Below are 21,411 nucleotides of genomic sequence, written 5' to 3'. Positions count from 1 at the left end.
ATTTTGTTTCCCCGCTGCCGCAAGCGTCGCGCCCGTGCCCTACCTCCCCTGAAAAGCAACTTTACCACTGCTTTGCCGGCTTGCCACTCGCCCATGGCTTACACGCTCCCCCAAACGACCAGCATCAAATCCATTTTTCTATACCTAGTGCCACAGGCCCAAGGGCCATAAACAATTGCTAGGTTCCCGCCCGCCTAAGCCAATTTTTAATTGCTTTGCACCTGCCAAAGCAAACGCTAAAAACATGTAATAAAACCAATACAAACACGTTGTGGTCAATAAACGAAATAAAATAGAATGGCCGAACCTACAGGGATCTTTATTGAATTTGCAATTGATGAAAAGGGCATAAAAAAACTGCTTAACCATAAGTTCGAAAAAGCTGCTTACAATAAAAAACTGGGATATTATTTTTGCGAACTGCTATACGATTGCAATTACAATCCGGGCAATGTATTTATCTTAAACTACAATGTAAAGACAAACAAATGTTTTATTGCCTATGTATTGAACCACTTTGAAAAATCGTTAATACAAGCCCTAATAGACAGCTTGCAAATTATCAGCTCATTAAAAAGTCCCCAAACCACCGAATATTCGATTGTATCTTCCACATTTCCCGAGGTGCTCGAGGCTTATAAAATTACGGACGGAAACGTAGCGCAAACCAACCAAGCATTGCCATCGGATATTGTAACCAATTTGATGGATAGGTTTTGGTCTTTTTCAGAAAACAATGCCTTCCCCGAACCTAACATAGCCTTGACCAAAAGGAATTATTTTTATAAAAACTTCAAAAACTACTACAAAAAATACCTCGGGTATATCGAAGAAATAGAAAGACCCCATAAAATTGCAAAAGCGACAAAGGATAATCCTTATCATTTATTTGACAATTTTTACACCTATGACAATAGGGTCTTTGAGTTTAGAAATCACACAAAACAAATTATAGAACTCCCTCAATCGGACCCAGTTTCATTTAGGGACGTTGCGGGAATCAAGGCCGACAAGAATTTTGTCTATAATGCGGTACTAGCTCCCAACTCCCCACCAAGTACGATCAAAGTCGGTGCCTTTACCAAAAACAATCCTGATGCCATTTGGCAATGGATCATTATGGAAGGCATTGATGGGGAGAGTTTTAATTATGTAAAAGAAAAATGGGACACCGTATATTGGAAGGACAAAAACGCTGTGTTCATTTATAAGAACAAGGAACTTATAAAATTGGAAGGCGCAGATAGTTCGTCCTTTACTTATTTGGACTTTTGTTACGGCAGGGACAACAACCACATATTTTATTTAGACCAGGTCATCCCCATTGATGTAAACAATTACACATTGAACAAAAACGGATTTATCTATGATAAGAAAAACGTCTTTCATTATGAAAACCAACTGGAACTGGATGCCGAGACATTTAAGGTTTTAACATATGAGTCCGAGGTAAATCCGTTTATGGGAGAGTTTATCCTGGAAGACAAAAATGGCCGATATAGTTACAACAGAAAAAGGAAAGACGAGCTAATACGGCCCATAAGCACGGAATAAAACACCAAGCCCTAGACCATATCGCCTAAAACCAGGGGCATTGGTTTACCAAGCCTCCCTTTTCGCCGAAGCCGATGCAATACCAAATCAACCTACAGAAAACCGGTAAGGGGCAAAGCCTGGGCCGGGAAGGATTTTTACCGAATTTTTCAAAGGGCCACGCACCTTTGATAGGTCATTTTGCTTAATTTACCGCCGTACATAAAGGGCTAGGCCTTTACGGGCGATGTTCGCAACACCACCAAAAGTCCCCATGAACCAGAAACAGAAAAATATGATCGAACGAAAAAAAGCGGTGTTTAATTGGAGTGGCGGAAAAGATTCGGCCTTGGCACTGCAAAAGATACTGCAAGAAAACGAATTTGAAGTGCTTTCCCTATTGACAACCATCGACGAAGAAACAGCAAGCTCTTCCATTCATTCCATCCCCCTCGGCCTTTTGAAAAAACAGGCCGATAGCATCGGTATTCCGCTTTATCCGGTACCGCTTTCAAAGGATAAAACCTATAAAAAAGGAATGGCCGAAGCCGTTACGCATTTTAAGAACAAAGGAGTAAGCCACTTTATTTTTGGCGATATCTTTTTGGCCGACGTAAGAAGGTATCGGGAAAACATGCTCCATCCACTGGGAATAGAACTGGTCGAACCGCTTTGGGGCAAGACGTCCGATGAAGTGATGAAGGACTTTTTAAAGTCGGGAATCAAGACCAAAATAATCGTAACCCAAGCGGATAAATTGGACCGGACCTTTATCGGTAGGGAAATAGACAGGGACTTTGTCCGATCATTGCCCAATGGGGTCGACCTGTGCGGGGAAAATGGGGAATACCATACGTTTTCCTATGACGGGGAACTTTTTAAGCAGGGCATTGACTTTAAGATTTCCGAGGCCAACTTAATATCGCACGAGTTTAAATTGGACGACGGAAAAGTAAAAAGCTATGACTATTGGCAAGCCGAAATATCGGAATAAAGGACAACCGATCGCACAACAAAAACCGAAAAACAATCAAGTTTCCCCGTGGCGCGAACCTTACCCCGTGCCCTGAAAAACAACATAAAAGTTGCCTGGCCAGCGCACCAACTCGCCCGATGCCAACGCAGACGGCGTCCCCAACCGGAACTTTGAAGGCATTTTCCAGTTTGAACAACCACAAAGTGGCAAAATAAAAGTCCCTTCGTTTTAATTAAAATGAAGGGACTTTTTGGATACTAATTCCTACTATGATCATAAATCCTCCATCACCGACTAAAAGAGGTTGAGTAGATCAAGAATATCTTATCAATTTTGATCTGCTGGTGACAGGTTTGGGTTCGCATCAATCTCCGCTTGTGGAATTTTAAATATCCAATCATCATTTTCCGATGGGCGTTCCACTTGGAAAGCCTCTTGGTATAATACTTCCGATGCTCCTGAACCGCCATCCGCTGCGTGGTCGATTCCCTCGTCCCATCTAATTTTGTCGGTATAGCCGAAACCTTCTCCCCATAGTTCAAGGCGACGTTGGAACTTAATGTGCTCCATTAAAGCTTCTTTGGTATTGTAAGCAGTTACATCGTAAGCGCTGTCGCGTTCCTCGCCCAAAGGTCTCAAAGCTTCCTGTGCACCTGCAATGTCGTCCATCATGGCTTTGGCTTCTGCCTCGATAAGGTACATTTCCGACGAACGCATGTAAATGATATCATCGGGATCAATAGAACCTGAATTGGCGTTCTTCAACTTAAAGTGCATATAGGGGTGTTGATTGTATGCATTGGTAATACCGTAAATTGCATTGATCTCTGCCCTTCTGGCATTGTATCCTTCCAAATCATTTTCATAATTTGGGTCTCTCGGCAAACCGGTATTTGAATCAAGTCCTCCCTGATTGTTCGCTGCGGAACTATTGGTATTCGGTGCATCGATAAAGAAAACATCCTTTCTGTAATCCGTATCGGGAATGGCATCGACCAATCTTCGGTCCGCAATCTTTGGGTTGTTTCTGACCTGACTACCGTTAAAGGTATTACTTACCAAATAGAAATATGAAGAAAAAAATGCGGTCTCGGCGTCTATTACGTGGCTTCCCCAAATAACTTCTGAAAGGTTATTGGAGTTAAAACCGGATTTCCATTCTTCCTCGCCCATCAACGGATAGTTCTCACGCGCCTTTACAGCTGCTTCGGCCGCCGTTTCCCAATCTCCTTTTGATAAGGCAGTGCGGGCCAATAGTCCATAAGCGACATCTATGTTCAATTGGGATTTGGTATCTGCTCCCCCACTTGGTCTTCCCGTGCCTTTTTCAAAAGCAGCTATTGCATCAACCAGGTCAGCCCCAATCTGGTCGTAGACCTCTTGTACGGTAGACCTTGGCTCACTGGTGAACGGTAATTCCGAGGAAAACAACAACGGCACCCCCGGATCTGTTGCCGGATCTCCGATTAAATATCCCTTGGCATAATGCTGTACCAAAGAAAGATAGGCATAGGCCCTATATGTATAGGCCTGTCCCAAAATTTCATATAGTGCCTGTGATTCCAACATTGTTCCATCCGTAGCCCTATTGATAAGCAGGTTGGCACCCAATACAATGTTATATCGGTGGTACCATAGTAACTCACAGGTCAAGGATGTCGGGTCGGTGTGCGAGTTCCATTGCATTTCGGTTCTCCATCCCAAATTGTTGGCACTCGCCGAATGGATAAGCCCCCCTGAAAGGTTATCTCCAAGGGGAACCCAGTAATGGTTGTTGGCCCTGGAGGATTGGCCTCCGGGAAGAATGGTCTGCGACTGGGAATATAGGCCACGATGCAGTCCATTCAATATCAATTGCATGCTTTCTTCGTCGGCAAGCGCATCTACCGCAGAAATGGCATCGGTGGGCGTTGTTTCGAGAAAATCGTCGTCGCAAGAAGTTATGGTTGTCCCTAGGAATACCAATAACAATATATTTATTTTTCTTAACATAATTCTATTTTTTAAAAAGTAACGTTCACCCCTAAAGAGATAATTCTTGCAGGATTAAAGTCGTTTCCTTCACCGGTTCCCGCCAGGTTAAACTGAGGGTTCAATCCCTTTCTCTCGCTTTTGGTGTAGAGATTTTCACCTGATATGGATACCCTAAGCTTATCTAGGCCGAGTTGATTTGCAATCTTATCATCAAAGGTATACCCCAAGTTCACGTTTCTAAGTGCCCAAAACGAAGCATCGGTTATGAAACGATCCGATTGTGTTCTGACCAAATTAGGGTTACCCGATTCCAATCGGGGCACATCGGTAATGTCACCCGGTCGCCTCCAAGCTTTTAAAATATCCGGGTGGTACGAGCTTCCAAAATTACCACTGTGCATCATTGCCGAATATCCATTGTCCAATATCGATCCACCAATACCATAATTGATCAAAAAGTCAAAAGAAAATCCTTTATAGCCAATGCTGTTGGCTATTGACCCCAGTAGATCAGGAATGGAACTATCACCCGTATAGGCACGTTGCGTCTCTTGCCAATCATTGGTTGTGGCTATTTCACCATTGCCATCCAACACGGGCACGCTATTGCCTTCTTCATCGAGTTCATACATAAGGAACAATTGATCCCCTGTTTGAGTATCAACACCGCCGGTCCTCAATAGATAGAAATCATATCGGGAATGACCTTCCGCCCAACGTTCGGACTCATTAATAAAGGGATCGGGCAAACTGGTAATCTCATTTTTAAATGTAGAGCCTTGTAAGGTAACATTCCATCTAAAGTCGTCAGTATCGAACAGATTCGCTGTCAGTGCAACTTCCCAACCGGAGTTGAACATGTCGCCAACGTTCACCGGCACTTCATTTAGGCCATTACTTGGTGCAATGGGCATTTTGTACAATAGGTCGGAAGAGTTTTTCTTGTAGTATTCCACAGAACCATCCAAGAAATTATTGAACAGGGCAAACTCCAAGGCGACATCAAAGTTTTCAATGGTTTCCCATTGTAGGTCGGGATTACCAATATCCGTAAAAATAATAGCAGGACTAGCCGCATTGGATGTAATAGAGAACCTTGCCTGGGAAAGGAAGAAGTCCAAAAGATCATCATTCCCTACTTCACCGTATGAAGCCCTCAACTTCAATTGGTCGATAATATCGGAGTCTTTCAGGAAATTTTCTTGATCGATTCTCCAAGAACCACCTACAGAGTAAAATGTTCCCCATCTGGTGTCGGCATCGAATACGGATGAACCATCACGTCGAACCGAAGCACTGATATAGTATTTGTTATCATAGTTATAATTTACTCTTGAAAAATACCCTTCAATACTCTTTCGTGTGGAAGCCCCTTCCAAATCTACAATATTCGAGAAGTTATCGAACTCATAGATTCCATTGGCCGCCTGGATCGTTTTCATACCACCGTTGAACGTAAAGGTCCTGTCGAAGCTCTCGTGTCCTGCCGTAATATCCAAATTATGGTTGCCGAAGCTTCTTACATAGCTCAATATTTGGTTAAAGTTCTCTACTTGCCTTCTGGATCTTTCCTCACTATACCTTCCATCAGGCTGGGCATCACCGATTATGGCATTTTCGTATTCTTTTTCAAGCCCTTCGTTGATATCCCTACCATAGTTCACCCTCACACTTAGTCCTTCAAAAATTTCCTGCTCTGCGAAAAACCTGAAACCATAGGTATTGTCCTTATCGCGCTCGTCATTGAGCATAAGCTCTTGAAGTGCATGACGTCCTTGGTAAACAGGTCTTGAGCCAATATTGTACTCAGAAAAACCTTCTCCACTGTCAAAAACTGGGTTTCCAAAATTGTCGGTTACCATATTTCCTTGAAGGTCGTTTACATATACGGGATACACAGAACCTATATTTTTAGCAAAACCAAAAGGGTTTACTATACTGTTGGTCCCTGCGGAACTAGGAGCCACAGCCTCTGTAAGGGCAATACTGGCACTACCTCCAATGGTCAATCGATCGTTGACATCGAATTCTGCGTTAAGACGGGTGGTCAAACGATTAAATTTTGAGTTTACCACAAAACTCTCCTCGTCTAGGTATGAAGTGGAGAAAAACACCTTATGATTCTCGCCTCCACCGGAAACGTTTACATTGTAGTTTTGACGAACCCCTGTTCTCGACATCGCATCGTACCAATCAAGGTTTTTATAGATAACCTTGGCATTGGGGTTCAACGTACCATCCACACCTACAATTTGATCGTTGGGCACATCAAATGGATTGTAGCCCAAACTGTTGTAAATGTTTTCGGAAGCAAAGGCCGGATCTCCACCACCCGCACTTGAATTTTTTAGGGCTTCCCACATGCTTTCATAATACTCGCCAGGTGTAAGTTCCGGATAAAATGGAATAGCAGTGGATACAAGGCCATATTGCATAGAAGCATTTACCTGTATTCCTTCCTTTCTTCCACTTTTAGTAGTAATGATCACAACCCCATTGGCTGCCCTGGAACCATACAGAGAAGTTGATGCGGCATCTTTTAGGATCGTAAACGATTCAATATCCTCTTGGTTGATCGTATTCAGCGAACCTTCATATTGTACACCGTCTACGATGAACAAGGGATCGGTATCGCCGTTCAATGTTCCTACTCCACGGATAACAATCCCCGGTGAAGAACCAGGGCCTGTAGGCGATGTAAACTGCACACCTGTGGCACGCCCTTCAATGGCCGCAATTGGAGAGGTAACACTCCTATTCTCCAAGTCCTTGGCGCCAACGATATTGGCAGAACCTGTAAAAGCCTCTTTAGTACTAGTGCCATAGGCCGTAACGATTACCTCTTCGAGCGCCTGTGCATCCTCTTCCATCCGCACATTGATGGTATTGGACGCCCCAACGGTTCGCTCAACGGTTTTCTGTCCCATATAACTAAAACTAAGGACATTTCCAGTAGCGACAGCAATACTATAGTTACCATCAAAATCTGTCTGTGTCCCCGTAGATGTACCAACTACAACAATGGAAACACCAGGTAATGGCAAGCCTGATTCGTCGGTCACCTGACCCGACACGGTTTTGTCCTGCGCCTGTAATCCCAAACAAAACAACAGGGATACAATCGACACATAGCATCGAATTTTTAATTTCATAAATCTAGTCTTTGGTTGCATACATTTTAAATTAGCCGAATTAAAATAAGGTGATAAATATATTTTATTTTGTAAGAAATAGAAAAATAGGACTACACATAAAAACCCTACAAAATACAACATTAACCAATTTTAAAAGATTTAACAAACCTAAATGATGAAGGAATAAGACTACTTTATATTTTTGTAATAGTTACAAAAATCAGTATATTATTTTAAACTATTTGTTTTTTAAACCTACATATATGATAAGATAGCAATACCCTAGGTCGAGTAAAAACACCTCCCTGGCACGAACGTCACGCTCGTACTAAAATCCCCACTTCGGCAGGCTCAGTGTAACGCTTTGAAGGGGGTGCCCGAAGGGCGGGGAATGTTCTGCGACACCAAGCAGTACCTCGATCAAAAAAATAACCCGGCCTTCACTTTATTTTAATAGTTCCCCTTCTATTTTTTGCTGTGTATTGTCTAATTTAGTTGCTACGACCAGCCTCCATCTTATCCATAGGTCTGTGTCCGTATCCACTTTGAACAAAGCATAAACAAAAGATAGAACGATGAAAAAAGTACTGTTCCTAACCGGAGATTTTACTGAAGACTACGAAACCATGGTACCCTTTCAAATGCTGCAAATGGTCGGCTATGAAGTGCATGCCGTTTGCCCCGACAAAAAGAAGGGAGATACCGTTAAGACCGCCATCCACGATTTTGAGGGCGACCAGACCTATACCGAAAAACCGGGCCATAATTTTGCCCTGAACTATAGTTTTGACGATGTGGTCGCCGAAGACTACGACGGTTTGGTCATTGCCGGCGGAAGGGCACCCGAATATTTGAGGTTGAACCAAAGACTGCTAGAGATCACCACCCATTTTTTTGAGACCAACAAGCCCGTAGCGGCCATTTGCCACGGTATTCAGATACTAACGGCCGCCAATGTGGTAAAGGGCAGGAAACTTACCGCCTACCCTGCCGTAGGTCCCGAAGTGACCCTGGCCGGTGGCGAATTTCAAGATATCCCCGCAGACGGGGTCTTTGTAGACGGCAACCTGGTTACTTCCCCGGCATGGCCCGGACACCCTGGCTTTATCCGTGAATTCTTAAAAGTAATGGGCGCGACCATTACCCTGTAAAACGGTATTACAAATTCTAAGGAAGCTTATTGTAGCGCAATAAAATGCGAAACATTTAAATACCCCCGCTAGCGCGAGCTTCACGCCCGCGCTAAAATCCCCCACTTCGGCAGGCTCAGCGCACTGCTTCGAAGGTGGAGGGCACAGGGCGGGGGTGTTTCTTGGAGGACGAAAGTCCCCCTGTTTATTCCTCTGGAGGGCGCATGAGGTACTTTTACTTGTCGAGCTTTAAGTGCCTACACAGGTCCTCGTAGCCCATCTTCGCATAGTCTACCGATGCTTGCCCCTTGGCGGCACTACCACTGGGCACTATGATATATCTGAATTCCGTGAGGTAGGGAGCATAGATATCGCTACCATCCACACTTGAAACACTAATGTTCAATACATCTACAGCAGAAAATAATTTGATGGAATAATATTGAAAATCAGGATTATACCGATGGTAGGGCAATTGAAAATACAGGTAATCGCCACCATTACTTTTTCTGGCAAATACGGTCACCAAACCGTTATCCCTAATTTCTTGGTCTAAGTCGGGCACATTCATATTATCGGATGCATTAATGGCATTTATAGGTGTTTCCCCAAAATCGAGGGTAAACCATTCGGAAGAAATGACATTGGCCGTACCGGTTTCCCCCTGCTCTCCATCCTGTCCGTCCGCACCATCTTGTCCGTCGATCCCGTCTTCACCATCCCGACCATCAATACCCGCAGCCCCCGTTTCCCCTTGGGGTCCCATTGGGCCTAAGGCACCATCATTACCGTCTTTGGAGCAAGAGACAAGCAATAAGACCAGAAGTAAGCCGTATAATACACCCTTTGTTCCCATAATTGAAATTTTATCTTTTCCCTGTAAAACTAAGCCTCGCTCCCTTGGGTAGAGTCCTGTATGTTTGAGATTGAAAAAATCAGGATACATGTGATGGCCAAGGCTTTGCTCCCCGCTGTCGCAAGCATCACCTCGTGCTAGAAAAACACCTATATATAAAATAAGGATGCGGATAAAGTCGTTGTACTTCCTAACGAAGACAATCCACTAAAACAAAACACCTTATAGTCCACTAGATCAAACCAAATTCGTTTTTTTAAGTCCAACCCACAAACCGATATAACATGAAAAAGCATTTTTTTATACTTTCGATGATATCCTTGTTTACGATTGGCTGTTCCAACAATGACGACAACGATAAGGAAACAGTTCCGGAGGCCGAAGACACCTTTACCACCGAACAACTTTCGGATGCGGCCAACTACTCTAAAGAGAAAGGGGGAAGCGCCGTCTTGGTCATGACAGACGGCTCCGTTATTTTTGAAGATTACCACAATGGCGCCGACCAAGATACCGCGCCCCATATTTACAGTGCGACCAAGCTTTATTGGTCGGCCGTTGCCGCATTGGCCAAACAACAGGGCCTTATCGATTACGAAGAGTACGTTTCGAACACCATCACCGAATGGCAGGACACCGGTCTGCATCCGGGGAAAAATAAAATCAAGATAAAGCATCTATTGACCCTGTCTTCAGGACTCTCCCAGAATTTTTTAACCCTATCGGACGAGAGCGATAGATATCAATATGCCATTGACGAATTGAAAATGGTAAGTACCCCCGGGGAAAAATTCTCTTACGGACCGAGCAACTATTATATCTTCGGGGTTCTTTTAGAGCGAAAATTGCAAGAGAAGGGCATTTCCCAAAACCCATTGGAATACCTTGAATCTGAAATTTTCGATAAAATCGGATTGGAGTATGACAGTTGGTCCCATGACGAGGCCGGAAATCCCAACATCCCCAACGGTTGCCATTTAACCCCGAGAAACTGGGTCAAGTTCGGACAGCTTATGATCGACAAGGGCAACTATAACGGCACGCAAATCATCGAAACGTCGCTGTTGGAAAATATGTTCGTTGCCACGGGTCCCAATCCGGGACACGGTAATTTTTGCTGGTTGAACAATGTAAACGGTTATGGGCTCAATCCCCTAGATGCCGCCCCCGATGGTTCATCGGGCGGAATTATGTACTACCATGGGTACACCGAAATCATTGGCGGTTTGGGATCAGGAAAAAACAGGATGTATCTCATACCCTCGCTCAAAACGGTTATCATCCGACAGACCACACTTGATGAAGATACCTTTGAGGACCATGAATTCCTAGAATTTTTATTGAACTGATCAAGGCGCAACACAGCGTTTAAAAAAGTGAAAATCCCCTACCTGTATGGCGGGGGGATTTTTCTTGTTCTTAATGAAAACTGATTCCTGATTTGGCCCAAGTAATTTTTAAATCGTCTAGGGCCCGCTGAAACCGATCAAAATCTTTATTGTGGGTTTGGGTCCACCCTACCTCCGCATAGGCTGCCAGCCTCGGAAAAATTTGCTTTTCCATGCTTTCTACCGTTGGTATCCATTCACTCCACATTTGGGTGCCCGAACCTAAAATACGCGCATGGTACTTTTGGTCCAAGCCTTTAGGAATGGGATCAAAGGCGTAGGACTTTGACAGGGGCAGTCTTTGGTAGGTATAATCCAAGTAGGTATCCCAGTGATTCGAATTCACCACATCATACCCCTCTTGAACCGCCCGATTGATCAATTGCAAATCGCCTTTCCAAAAGTGTACGATGGCCGATTTTGCCAGTTTCTCCGTTTGAACCGTTTCTTGCTCGCGTTCCCCATGTATATCATCGCCCATAATTTCATTCCACCCCATCATTCGTTTTCCGGCATTGTCGATATAGTTCGATATTTCATTGGTAAAGTAAATCTGTAAATCAGCAGGGCTACCCAAGTTCTTTTCCTTCATAAAGCTTACAATATCTTGATGGGTCTCCCAAGGCGTATAGTTCACCTCGTCTCCCCCGATATGCACTACGGAACCTGGAAAAAGGGCCATTACCTCATCGAGGACATCCTTGAGAAAGCGCACTACCTTTTCGTCTCCAATATTGAAGGAATCGTCCATTTTTCCGAATACGGCTGGAACTTCGGTTGTGGTCCCCAAGGTCCCTAGCCAGTGGTAAGCCGCAATTGCCGCCATGGCGTGGCCCGGCATTTCTATTTCGGGCACTACGGTGATATGCCTAGCCTTGGCATAGGCGATGATTTCCTTGATCTCTTCTTGGGTATAAAAACCTTCATGGGGTCCTTTTGTTCTTTCCTCACTCTTTCGGCTCACCTGGGTGTTCTTTCTTTTGGAACCGATTTCCGTGAGCTTCGGATATTTCTTTATCTCGATCCGCCAGCCTTGGTCATCGGTCAGATGCCAGTGAAAGGTATTCATCTTCAAGAGGGCCATTTGGTCCAACATCTTTTTGACCGTCTCACTCCCCTTAAAATGCCTGGATTCATCCAACATAAATGCCCTCCAAGGAAACCTGGGAGTATCGCTTATTTCCAAAATTGGAAGCGTAACCCCCTCCACGGGTGCAGCATAGCCAAAATCTGGGGGAAGCATCTGTCGCAAGCTTTGGATGCCATAGAACACCCCTGTATTGGTAGCGGCTTTAATGGTTATCCCCTTTTTTCCAACCGATAGGATATAGCCTTCCTTGCCCAACTCCGACAACAGGCTTTCCTCTAGAAAAAGACCAATACCCTTGCCCTTGCGCTTTATTCGGGGCGATTGCCCAAAGCCTGTTTGAAGCACTTTTGCCAAATAGCTTGCTTCATTCCCCAAGTTTTCAGCGCTTATTATGGAAATCTTGCCCTTTAATTGAAAGGAACCTTCTCCATATGCCACTGACGTAGGCTGGGGAATGATAGTGACTTCTTCCCTAGCCTGCATTGAAAAAACGGAGAGGACAAGAGCTATAAAAAAGGAATTGGAAAGCTTCATATACTATATATTTTTATGTACTGTGTTTTGATTCTACTTTGTGTTTTAAGTGATACTAGCCTTGGTAAACCACTGCGCCGGACTTAACCGTCCTTACAATTTCGATGGTATTGGCGCGCCGTTCAAAGACGATGAAATCCGCGCTAGCCCCTTTGGTCAACCCCAAGGTTTTATTGGCCCCTAACCACTCCATAGGTTTTACGGAGGCCATATCCAGAGCTTCCGACAGGGGAAGAATGCCCGAATTCGTCAAATGGTCTACGCACCAAGCCAGGGACTGGGCGGAACCGGCCAACATTTTTGGCTCTTTCTTCATAAACAATCGACCTTCCTTGTTCAATTCTATCTGTCCTCCAATATGGCTATCGTAGGATCCCGGCGCGAGGCCGGCAAACTTTGTACAGTCACTCACCAAAATGCACCGCCCTTCCTTTACCTTGACGAATATTTCTAGCATGGCCTTGGGCAAATGAAAGCCATCGGCGATAATAGAGGCCCATAGCTTGTCCGATGCCAACTGTTCCCAAATGTAATTGTCGTGCCTGGGCAAGGATAAATGGGTAGCATTGCCCAAATGGGTCGACATGGTTGCGCCCGCCCCTATGGCGGTCTGTATTTGCAACGGACTGGCGGCAGTATGCCCGATGGATACCAACACGCCCGAAGCCGTACATTTTTTTATAAACCCTTCGGCTTCCGGCCATTCGGGGGCCATGGTCATTAGCTGTATCCTGCCTTCGGCCAATTTCTGCCAAGAACGGAACAGCTCCCAATCGGGGGCTTTTATATGTTTTAAAGGATGTGCGCCCCGTGGACCGTCCTCAGCCGATAGAAAAGGGCCTTCCAAATGAATCCCTCCAATGGAGGCGTTCACCCTTTCGTCGGCCTTACAGGCGGCAACAATGGCCTCTATGGCCTCGACTATGCCTTCGTCGGAATTGGTGATCAAGGTCGGGAAATAGGTAGTGACCCCGGCTTCCCATAAAAAACAGGTGAGCTCACAAACCTCATCGGCCGTCAATAGGCCACTATTAAAGTCGATTCCCTTGAATCCGTTAACCTGAAGGTCTACCAAGCCTGGGGCCAAATGAAATTCGCCCTCGGCAGCAAGGGACTCTTTCACCTCCACTATCATTCCCCCATTAACACGAATGTCAATAGGCTTTCCCGTTTTGTAATGCTGACCTTTAAAATTCGTTTTCATTACTTTAGTTTTTATCCGTCTTCGCCAAATTTTTATGCAATTCCAATACTTCTTCCGGTACTTCGCCCTTGTTCAAAAATCCGTATAACGCAAACAAAAAGAAGGAAACCAAGGTAGGGGCACCGATCTCTAGGGCAAAGGAATCTATGGGAAATATTTTAAGAAGTATAAAGGTCACCAAACCGCCCACAATGGATATCAGGGCCGCCCTTCCGTCGCTTTTCGCGAAAACGGGCAACAGGCCTAGGATCATAGGGATGGAGATGGGACCCAAGAGGGCGCCGAACCAACTGATGATCAAGCCGAAAACACCCCCAAAATGACTGGAATTCAAGGCTACTACAATGGTAAGCATCGTAAAACAAAAAGTTGTCAATCTCGCCAATTGCAATAGTTGTTTACTATCGTATGTCCTTATGGCGGGAAACAAGACCGGAAGAATATCACGACTGATAACGGCGGAAACCGTATTTGAGTCCGATGCCGTCATAGACAGGGTATTCGCAAAAAGTGAAGCAAGAACGAGTCCGACCAAGCCCGTAGGGAGAAATTGCTTTACCATCATTCCGTAAGAAAGTGTGGGGTCCGCCAGGTTCTCTAGAAAAAGAGGCGAGGCGAACATGGGGTAGAACAAGACCAAGGGCCATATAAAGTAGAGTATGGACGATAGAATGGCCGCCTTCTTTGCCGTTTCCCCCGAAGTGGACGAGATAAAACGCGTAGCCAGGTTCCAAGTGCCCCCGCTATAGCTAAAAAAGTTGATGATCAAGATGACGATGACAAAGCCAAAGGTATAGGGGCTATTAAAAAAGTTGGAATTTTCGGCAGGTAAGCGATCCCACATCGTAAAGATACCTGCGATACCATCATCTAATTTCATAATGATCATGACGAACATGGTGGTTCCGGCAAGCAGCTGTACGATAAACTGTCCGAAATCGTTCCACACATCCGCCCAGAGCCCCCCTATGGTTATATATACGAGGGAAATAGTACCCACCAAGATAATCCCGAAGGTTATGGAGCTTCCGCTGAACACATTCAGTAGAACGGCTATGGCGGCAAGTTTTCCCCCTGTGTCGAAGATTTTTATGATGGCCCCCGACCAGGCGATCAACTGTTGGGTTTTTAGGTCGTAGCGCTTTAAGAGGTATTCCGTAGGGGATTGGATCCCGGAGAAAATCCGCAGCCTCGACCAACGGGGCGCAATGTAGAATGCGGCCAGGAGGGTAGCAAGGCCCACCGTAAAGGCCCACCACACATAGAGACTAAAGCCGTGGGTATAGGCAATACCGGCATAAGCCACGAACACGGCCCCACTATAACCGGAAACATGATGCGAGATACCCGATAGCCACCAGGGTAAATTCCCCCCGGCCGTGTAAAAGTCGGCAGCGTTCTTTACCCGAAAATAAGACCATAGGCCAATGGACAAAAGCATTAAAAAATACAATGATAAAACAATCCAATCGAGTAGCTGCATCTTACTTATTTAGGGCAAAAATTTGGTTTTACGATATTCATCCACGACTAAGGTTTACCTTATTTTAATTTGGCCAAACGGTCATAGAGTCCTTTCACGGGCTCGACCCTTAAGGCATTTTGCTCTTGTAATTCGGCATCGTATAGAAATCCCTTATTGAGGTCTATAAATCGTTTATCGAGGTCTTTGGCATCCTTTAAAACCTGGTCTAAGGCCTTAAGCAGTTCGGGGGTATCGACAACGGAAAACCCTTTGGAGTTATAGCGCGCCTCAATGTTTTTAAAATCCAGATAGTGCATCCTTAAATCGGCCATCAACTTAAAATGTCCAAATTCCCTGATGTTCTTTGAGGGCGTGACACTGCTTATGGCCTCCCTTATCTTTCCGTAGCGCTCCTTCACTTCTTCAATACTGCCACTCTTTGAAGCTTTGCCGTTGGTAATCGGTTCGGGGTTTGCCGAAAAGAAGTCCCAAAGTTTTTGACTATCGGCCCGGTTCAAGCCGAACCTTTTCTTGCCGTAATCCCTAACAAAGGCTTCGATATCCAAGGGTTCATCGGTTTTCAGGGCATGGGCATAGCTGGCGATAAGAATACGAAAGCCCGCCATAGGATAGGTATTTCGCATTTGCACCATATCCATCACATCATAGCCTACGTCCCATGTAAAGCCGTATACGCCACTGGTAGACCACGAAGTCATGACCAGGCCTTTATAGTTGGCTTCCCGGGCGTAGGGAATAAAATCCCGTTGGTTTTTAAAATGGGCCATCCAGCCCGTTCCGTACCAGTTATCGGGATGGGAGCGGATCGCAGGGGAGCCCCAAAAGGTGAAGCCCAACTCTTGAAGTCCGGCCACATCCCCAAAGTGATTGGTTTTCCAGCCGTAGTTCCAGTCGATAAAAATGGTTTCCTCGGGCAACTCGGCCGCAGCCTCAGGATATTTTAAAATGATATCGGCCCAAATAATCGGCTTCTTTCCCAAGGCGATCACCGCCTCGGCCACCATCTTCATATGGTCGACGAACAATTTCGACTTTCCCTCTTCCTCTACCTTTTTCTTACAGAAGGAACAATGGCCCAACAAATAAGTCTCATCGCCACCAAGGTGTATGTAATCGGAATTATGGGTTTCCGACAAATCGGCCAATAGATCCGAAAACAGCTCTATGTTCGCCTCCACCTGCATGGGGCATAATTGCGAAATATCCTTTCGGTCTTCCTTTAAGAGGCTGTACCGGGGGTTTCTGAGAATATACTCTACATGGCCCAAGCTCTGTTGAAGTGGCACGACCTGTATGCCTAGACTATCGCAATGGGCCACAAAATCTTTTATCTCTTCACGCGTGTAGGAGTACTTATTTGAAATGGTAGCGTGATTTTTAAAGGGATAGGTTCCCTCCCACTCCATCACCAAGGTATTGATTCCGAAACCGGAAAGTTCCGTAACAAAGTCCTTTAAAGCCTGGGGGGTCATTACCTGAATCCGTAGATCAATATGAAAACCCTTAATGGCAAAGTCATCCGTTCGTTTATTCCCCGATGTCTGGGCCTGAAAGTGCAAGGGCATCACAAGGAGTACAAGCCACACCGCAATCGAATATAAAATATGTTTTGACCTCATAGGATAGTTCGTTCTTTAATTTAAAAATTTAACTCGACACCTTTACCACCCCTTGATAGGCATCCTCATCGAAATAATATTCGCAATTGGCATGTGTTGCCAATATCGAAGCCGGACATTCGGTAGTGATCGGCCCCAACAAGGAGTTTTTTACCGCTTCGCTCTTTTTAGCGCCCAAAACAATACAGAACAGCTTCTCGCCCCTCATTAGGGCGGGAATGGTCAAGGTCAAGGCCTTTTCAGGCACTTGGTCCAAGTTGGCGAAACAGCCATCGTTCACCTGTTGCTGGCGACATCCCTCGTCAAGGGTTACAATCTTGACCGTTTCGGGGTCATCAAAATGGGCTACCGGGGGGTCATTAAATGCAATATGGCCATTCTCGCCAATACCAGCGCAAACCATATCTATCGGGCCTTCGTTGACCAGTTTTGAATATCGGTCGAGCTCTTCGTCCAAATCCGTATGGGGGTTTATCAAAAACCGCTCCTTTAGGCCTACTTTAGAAAAAAGGTGGTCTTCGAGGTATTTGGAAAAGTGTTGTTGTGCCCCTTGGGGCAACCCGATGTACTCGTCCATATGCAGGGCGATGATTTTATCCCACCGAATGGATCGGGATTGCGCCAAGTACTCCAACATGGCATCTTGCGAAGGCGCGGCGGCAAAAATAATACGTACCACCTCTTGTCTTTCCTGCAATTTTAGGATATGTTTTTCAATTGCTTTCCCGGCAGCTGTACCTGCTTCGGTCCTAGAAGGAAAGACATTAATTTTCTTTGCGTAATCTAGCATTTTTATTTCTGTTTTTTATTGCGCTTAGGCCACATCTTTTATGAGCCTATAAAATTTCGATTCTGTCGATAATGATTTCGACCTCTTGGTTGTTCGATGGACTACTTCCTTTAAAAAGCCATAAGTTTATTTTTAATCTTTCTTCCTTGTCGGGCGGAATATCGGCACCCTTGTACACCCAGTGATTTAGGGGTTCTTCTAAACTTACATCGACATGCCCGTTGAAACTGGCAAATTCGATACGATCGGGTTTCCAATCGAAAAAGTGGGTCGACAAGCCATTTTCCATTTCCATATTGAACCGGAACTTGTTGTCAACCACTGAAGACGGCTGTACGGCAAACTGCGAATTGTCATTCTCGGTTTTAGACCATTTCGAAAATTCGATATCTATTTCCTCGGTATCGTTTCCGTACACGAAAAATCCCGCGACCGCATTCTCATCGATTTGATCCAGCCTACTCGAGGCATACATAACATACTTGTTATACCCGTGCGACCATAGCAAGCTTATTCCTGAACAATACCAAATGCCTTCCTTTTTGATAATCTTCAAGTGCAAGCGCCCCTCATCGTCTACCCAGACATTTTCTTCGGAGTCTAAGAAGTAGTTGGGGCCTGGCCCCTGCTTATCATTATTTGAATTACGGACCAGCCATTGGTGCCCGGAAAAATCGATAATCCGATTCGATTGTTGAACCGGTGTTTCTTGGGGGTCTTCCGGGCCACTACAGGCTTTAAGGGCAAAAAGGTCAAGTACTACAAAAAGACCGAACATACCTTTTCGTAACATAGCATACATTTTGTCTTTTTGTATTTGCATGGGAATATTTAAACTTATTACTGAATAAGGATTTCCAAGGTGAACGGTTCTATGACCGACCCAACCCTGTCTTTGGCCGATAAATCAATCTGATCCGCACTACCCGATCCGTTATTGATGTAGACCAAGTTCATCAAATCGATATCTTGCTGGGTAAACTTATCACCCACCTGCAAGGTTTGTGCCCCTTTGATCAACCATCCGTTTTGAGGTATCCCTTCTACGGTATAAATGATATCACCGTTGGAAGCCCCCGAGATTTCAAGAACATCGGAATTCCATACAAAAGCTTCACCCGTGTTTACGCTAAAACCATTGTTTTTCTCCAATTCAAGAAAACTGTTGCCCGAACCTAGGGTGGCGATCAACATGGGCATATTAAAATCGGTATTTTCCTTAGAACCAAATTCGTCCGTTTCGTTGGTACCCGCCTCACCGTCTAGCATAAAGGCCACACGTTGCATACCGCCCAAACCGGTCACATAATCCGTTAGGTCATAGTTAAACGTGCTCACCTTGGTGGTCGTAAGACTGGCTATCGGGTCATCGGTAGGGAAGGTGGCATTGTCAAAGGTGAGTCCCATTTCGTTCCACAGCGTATCCTGTACGGCATAGAGATCCAAGGCCACCCCTTTGGCATGGGTGAACTTTACCGCTATCTCAAGTTTTATATCGGTAATTACGCCTTCTTCGTCAAAATCGTTCAAATCGAACATTAAAAAGGCCTTTCTATCATAATCGCCGTTACCATCGACATTCTTTACCTTTAAAAGCACATCGGAACCAAAATTGACCCCAGACTGGCTTCCACCGTTGACGTAGGTATCGTGTATGGGATAAATGGTATCGGTTTTTACGGTGGGATCAGGAACGTTCAGATCGCCTGAAGGGGCCGAAAAATACACTATGGAATTTACCACGTGTACCACATCGCCCAAAGGCTCTATGTTCGAGCTGTAAATCTCCCATTGTTTGCTCGTACCTTCATTGATAAGTCCAATAAAGTTACTGTTATGCGACAAATACATGGTTTGCCCGTTCTCGGTGCTATAGGGCAAAGGCTTATTGTTCTCGAACAGCTTCGGGTCGGTAAACAATACCTTATCATTTACAATGTGGTATTTGAGGGCGTTGCGCAAAATAGGCAAAGGCACATCGTCTATAGATGCATAGGAATTCGTCTCTAGATATTCGGAAAAAGCGGTATTGGTAGGCGCTATAAAGGTCCTCGTTTCGCTATCGCTAAAGAAGCCCTGTAATTCCGCTCGTACTATGGCGCTTTCGAACATGGACAAGGAGGTATCCCTTTTAATAAATTCCCAAGCGGAAATCTCTAACTTACCGTCTATACCCGACTCTTGATAATCAAAGTTTTCTTGGATCTCACAGCTGTAAACCCCACCTATGAAAACAGCGGCAAGGAGAACGGGTTTTGTGAATTTTATGATATGATTTTTCATGTTTTATTTTTTTATTGAACACATAAATGAACCGGATTCTAGTAAAAAGCGTTCTGTACGAGTTTAGGGTTTCTATTTAGGGCGTCTTCGTGCAATGGCCACACCAAGTTGGCTTCATCACTTAAGCCATTGATCGGCTTCATCACCTCAATGGCCTTACCGGTCCGCACTAGGTCGAACCAACGGTGTCCTTCAAAGGAAAGCTCTATGGACCGCTCGTGTAAAATGGCCGATTCCACATCCCCATAGGCACTTATGGCATCGTCTTGGGTCAACTCGGCCAGACCTGCCCTGGTTCGAATAGTGTTCAAGAGTCCTAAAGCTTCATTTACCTGCCCCAATTTATTATGGGCCTCAGCCTTTAAAAGCATAATATCGGCCAATCGGACCATTACTATATTTTTATCGGAGGGATCCGGACTTTCGTCGTTGAACCCTTGTCCGAAAAACTTCCAGATTTTTTTAGGCTGCTCTGCCGTCACATCATAAATAAGGTCCATTCTCAAATCGCCTTCCTCAAAGGAATTTCTAAAGGTCTCACTGGGAAAATAGTGGCTATCGGAGCCCAAGGCGTAAAGCACCCTTAAATTGTTGGTCTGTGTTTCATCGTAACCGATCTCAAAAATGCTTTCGTTTGAAAAACCGGTCGAAAAAATCTTTGACCAATCCCCTATCCCCACCAAGGAGTACAAACTATTGCCCATCACTTTTTCGGCAGCGTCTACGGCCTCTTCGTATTTGTTCCTCCACATATACACCTGGGTAAGCAAGGCATAGGCCGAACCTTGGGTAATCAAGAGGCGATCTCTTTCCCCTCCAAAGCTCTCGCGACAATTGTCAGCGGCAAACAATAAGTCCGCTTCTATTTGGTCTAAAATAGCTTCTTTATCCGTTTTTTCGACAAAGAACCCTTGTTCCGAACTTTCGTAGGGTTCCAATATCATGGGTACATTGCCCCACACACGTACGGCATAAAAGTAAGACAAGGCCCTGAGTGCCCTTGCCTGCCCCACCAACTGATTGCTAAAATCGTTTCCGGACTCAAAAACACCCGGTACGTATTTTATGGCATAGTTGGCCCGGCTGATGGTTTCATACAGATTGTTCCATCGGGCGGAAGTCATGGTTTTGTTCAAGGCATTCTGCTTCATGAGCAATGGGTCGCCCGAGTGGTTTGTATCGACCGCATCGGCCCTACCCTCCCCCCAAAAGGAAAAGTTCAAGGAAAATGTAGATTGAACGGCATCGTAGATACCGTATACCCCGGCCTGGGCATCACTTGAGGTCTGGTAGAAACCCGAGGCGGAAAAACCGCTTTGGGGATCCTTATCCAATATATCGTCGGAACAAGAAAATATTCCTGCCATAAGAATGAGCGAAAGTATTTTTTTATAATTTTTCATGGTCCTTTTTT

The 21,411-nt window shown here is 45.0% G+C and carries 15 protein-coding genes; 4 read left to right on the top strand and 11 right to left on the bottom strand.

Translation table 11 applies throughout. The features are described from left to right. Positions 1-297 precede the first annotated feature (297 nt). Both B4Q04_RS21175 and B4Q04_RS21170 read left to right on the top strand, forming a co-directional pair. Positions 298-1,554, top strand: a complete 1,257-nt coding sequence (locus B4Q04_RS21175; RefSeq protein ID WP_088698007.1) for a DKNYY domain-containing protein — start codon at positions 298-300, stop codon at positions 1,552-1,554. Positions 1,555-1,807: 253 nt separating this feature from the next. Next, a complete protein-coding gene (locus B4Q04_RS21170; protein ID WP_236631072.1) occupies positions 1,808-2,527 on the top strand; it encodes a diphthine--ammonia ligase in 720 nt (239 codons plus the stop codon). Between the two features lie 309 nt (positions 2,528-2,836). Here the strand turns inward: B4Q04_RS21170 and B4Q04_RS21165 are convergent, their stop codons facing one another. Together B4Q04_RS21165 and B4Q04_RS21160 are read right to left on the bottom strand one after the other, a co-directional pair. Next, the gene (locus tag B4Q04_RS21165) at positions 2,837-4,501 is read right to left on the bottom strand and encodes a RagB/SusD family nutrient uptake outer membrane protein (protein WP_013994688.1); all 1,665 of its coding nucleotides are present in this window, start codon (positions 4,499-4,501) and stop codon (positions 2,837-2,839) included. An 11-nt stretch (positions 4,502-4,512) separates the two neighbouring features. Next, on the bottom strand, positions 4,513-7,635 hold the full coding sequence (locus B4Q04_RS21160) for a SusC/RagA family TonB-linked outer membrane protein (RefSeq protein ID WP_088698006.1): 3,123 nt from the start codon (positions 7,633-7,635) through the stop codon (positions 4,513-4,515). 557 nt (positions 7,636-8,192) lie between these two features. Here B4Q04_RS21160 and B4Q04_RS21155 point away from each other — a divergent pair. Continuing rightward, positions 8,193-8,768 carry a DJ-1/PfpI family protein gene (locus tag B4Q04_RS21155; protein ID WP_013994686.1) on the top strand — a complete coding sequence of 192 codons (576 nt, stop codon included), beginning with the start codon at positions 8,193-8,195 and terminating at the stop codon, positions 8,766-8,768. Positions 8,769-8,982: 214 nt separating this feature from the next. On the opposite strand, the gene B4Q04_RS21150 is transcribed toward B4Q04_RS21155, so the two are convergent. Next, on the bottom strand, positions 8,983-9,603 hold the full coding sequence (locus B4Q04_RS21150) for a collagen-like protein (RefSeq protein ID WP_088698028.1): 621 nt from the start codon (positions 9,601-9,603) through the stop codon (positions 8,983-8,985). Between the two features lie 284 nt (positions 9,604-9,887). On the opposite strand from B4Q04_RS21150, the gene B4Q04_RS21145 reads away from it, so the two are divergent. Next, on the top strand, positions 9,888-10,952 hold the full coding sequence (locus tag B4Q04_RS21145) for a serine hydrolase domain-containing protein (protein ID WP_088698005.1): 1,065 nt from the start codon (positions 9,888-9,890) through the stop codon (positions 10,950-10,952). Between the two features lie 70 nt (positions 10,953-11,022). On the opposite strand, the gene B4Q04_RS21140 is transcribed toward B4Q04_RS21145, so the two are convergent. From B4Q04_RS21140 to B4Q04_RS21105, 8 genes are read right to left on the bottom strand one after another with little or no spacing between them, the layout of a single operon-like run. After that, positions 11,023-12,615 (bottom strand): beta-N-acetylhexosaminidase, encoded by a 1,593-nt coding sequence (locus B4Q04_RS21140; protein WP_088698004.1) that lies wholly within the window; start codon positions 12,613-12,615, stop codon positions 11,023-11,025. Positions 12,616-12,670: 55 nt separating this feature from the next. Then, positions 12,671-13,819, bottom strand: coding sequence for an N-acetylglucosamine-6-phosphate deacetylase (locus B4Q04_RS21135; RefSeq protein ID WP_088698003.1), 1,149 nt, complete (start codon positions 13,817-13,819; stop codon positions 12,671-12,673). Positions 13,820-13,823: 4 nt separating this feature from the next. Then, entirely contained in the window at positions 13,824-15,302 is a 1,479-nt protein-coding gene (locus B4Q04_RS21130; protein WP_088698002.1) for a sodium:solute symporter family protein, read from the bottom strand. 59 nt (positions 15,303-15,361) lie between these two features. Beyond that, positions 15,362-16,924, bottom strand: coding sequence for a family 20 glycosylhydrolase (locus tag B4Q04_RS21125; protein ID WP_201723433.1), 1,563 nt, complete (start codon positions 16,922-16,924; stop codon positions 15,362-15,364). A 28-nt stretch (positions 16,925-16,952) separates the two neighbouring features. After that, on the bottom strand, positions 16,953-17,714 hold the full coding sequence (locus B4Q04_RS21120; protein ID WP_013994679.1) for a 6-phosphogluconolactonase: 762 nt from the start codon (positions 17,712-17,714) through the stop codon (positions 16,953-16,955). A 46-nt stretch (positions 17,715-17,760) separates the two neighbouring features. Continuing rightward, positions 17,761-18,507 (bottom strand): glycoside hydrolase family 16 protein, encoded by a 747-nt coding sequence (locus B4Q04_RS21115; RefSeq protein WP_123772410.1) that lies wholly within the window; start codon positions 18,505-18,507, stop codon positions 17,761-17,763. Positions 18,508-18,554: 47 nt separating this feature from the next. Then, positions 18,555-19,997 (bottom strand): DNRLRE domain-containing protein, encoded by a 1,443-nt coding sequence (locus B4Q04_RS21110; protein WP_013994677.1) that lies wholly within the window; start codon positions 19,995-19,997, stop codon positions 18,555-18,557. Positions 19,998-20,035: 38 nt separating this feature from the next. Then, complete coding sequence (locus B4Q04_RS21105; protein ID WP_088697999.1) at positions 20,036-21,400, bottom strand: RagB/SusD family nutrient uptake outer membrane protein; 1,365 nt, start codon at positions 21,398-21,400, stop codon at positions 20,036-20,038. Between the last annotated feature and the right edge of the window lie 11 nt (positions 21,401-21,411).

This window comes from Zobellia sp. OII3 (genome assembly GCF_002211465.1).
In the GTDB taxonomy this organism is placed as follows: Bacteria; Bacteroidota; Bacteroidia; order Flavobacteriales; family Flavobacteriaceae; genus Zobellia; species Zobellia galactanivorans.
The sequence above is the reverse complement of the archived record's forward strand: the minus strand, read 5'-3'. Positions and strand labels throughout refer to the sequence as shown.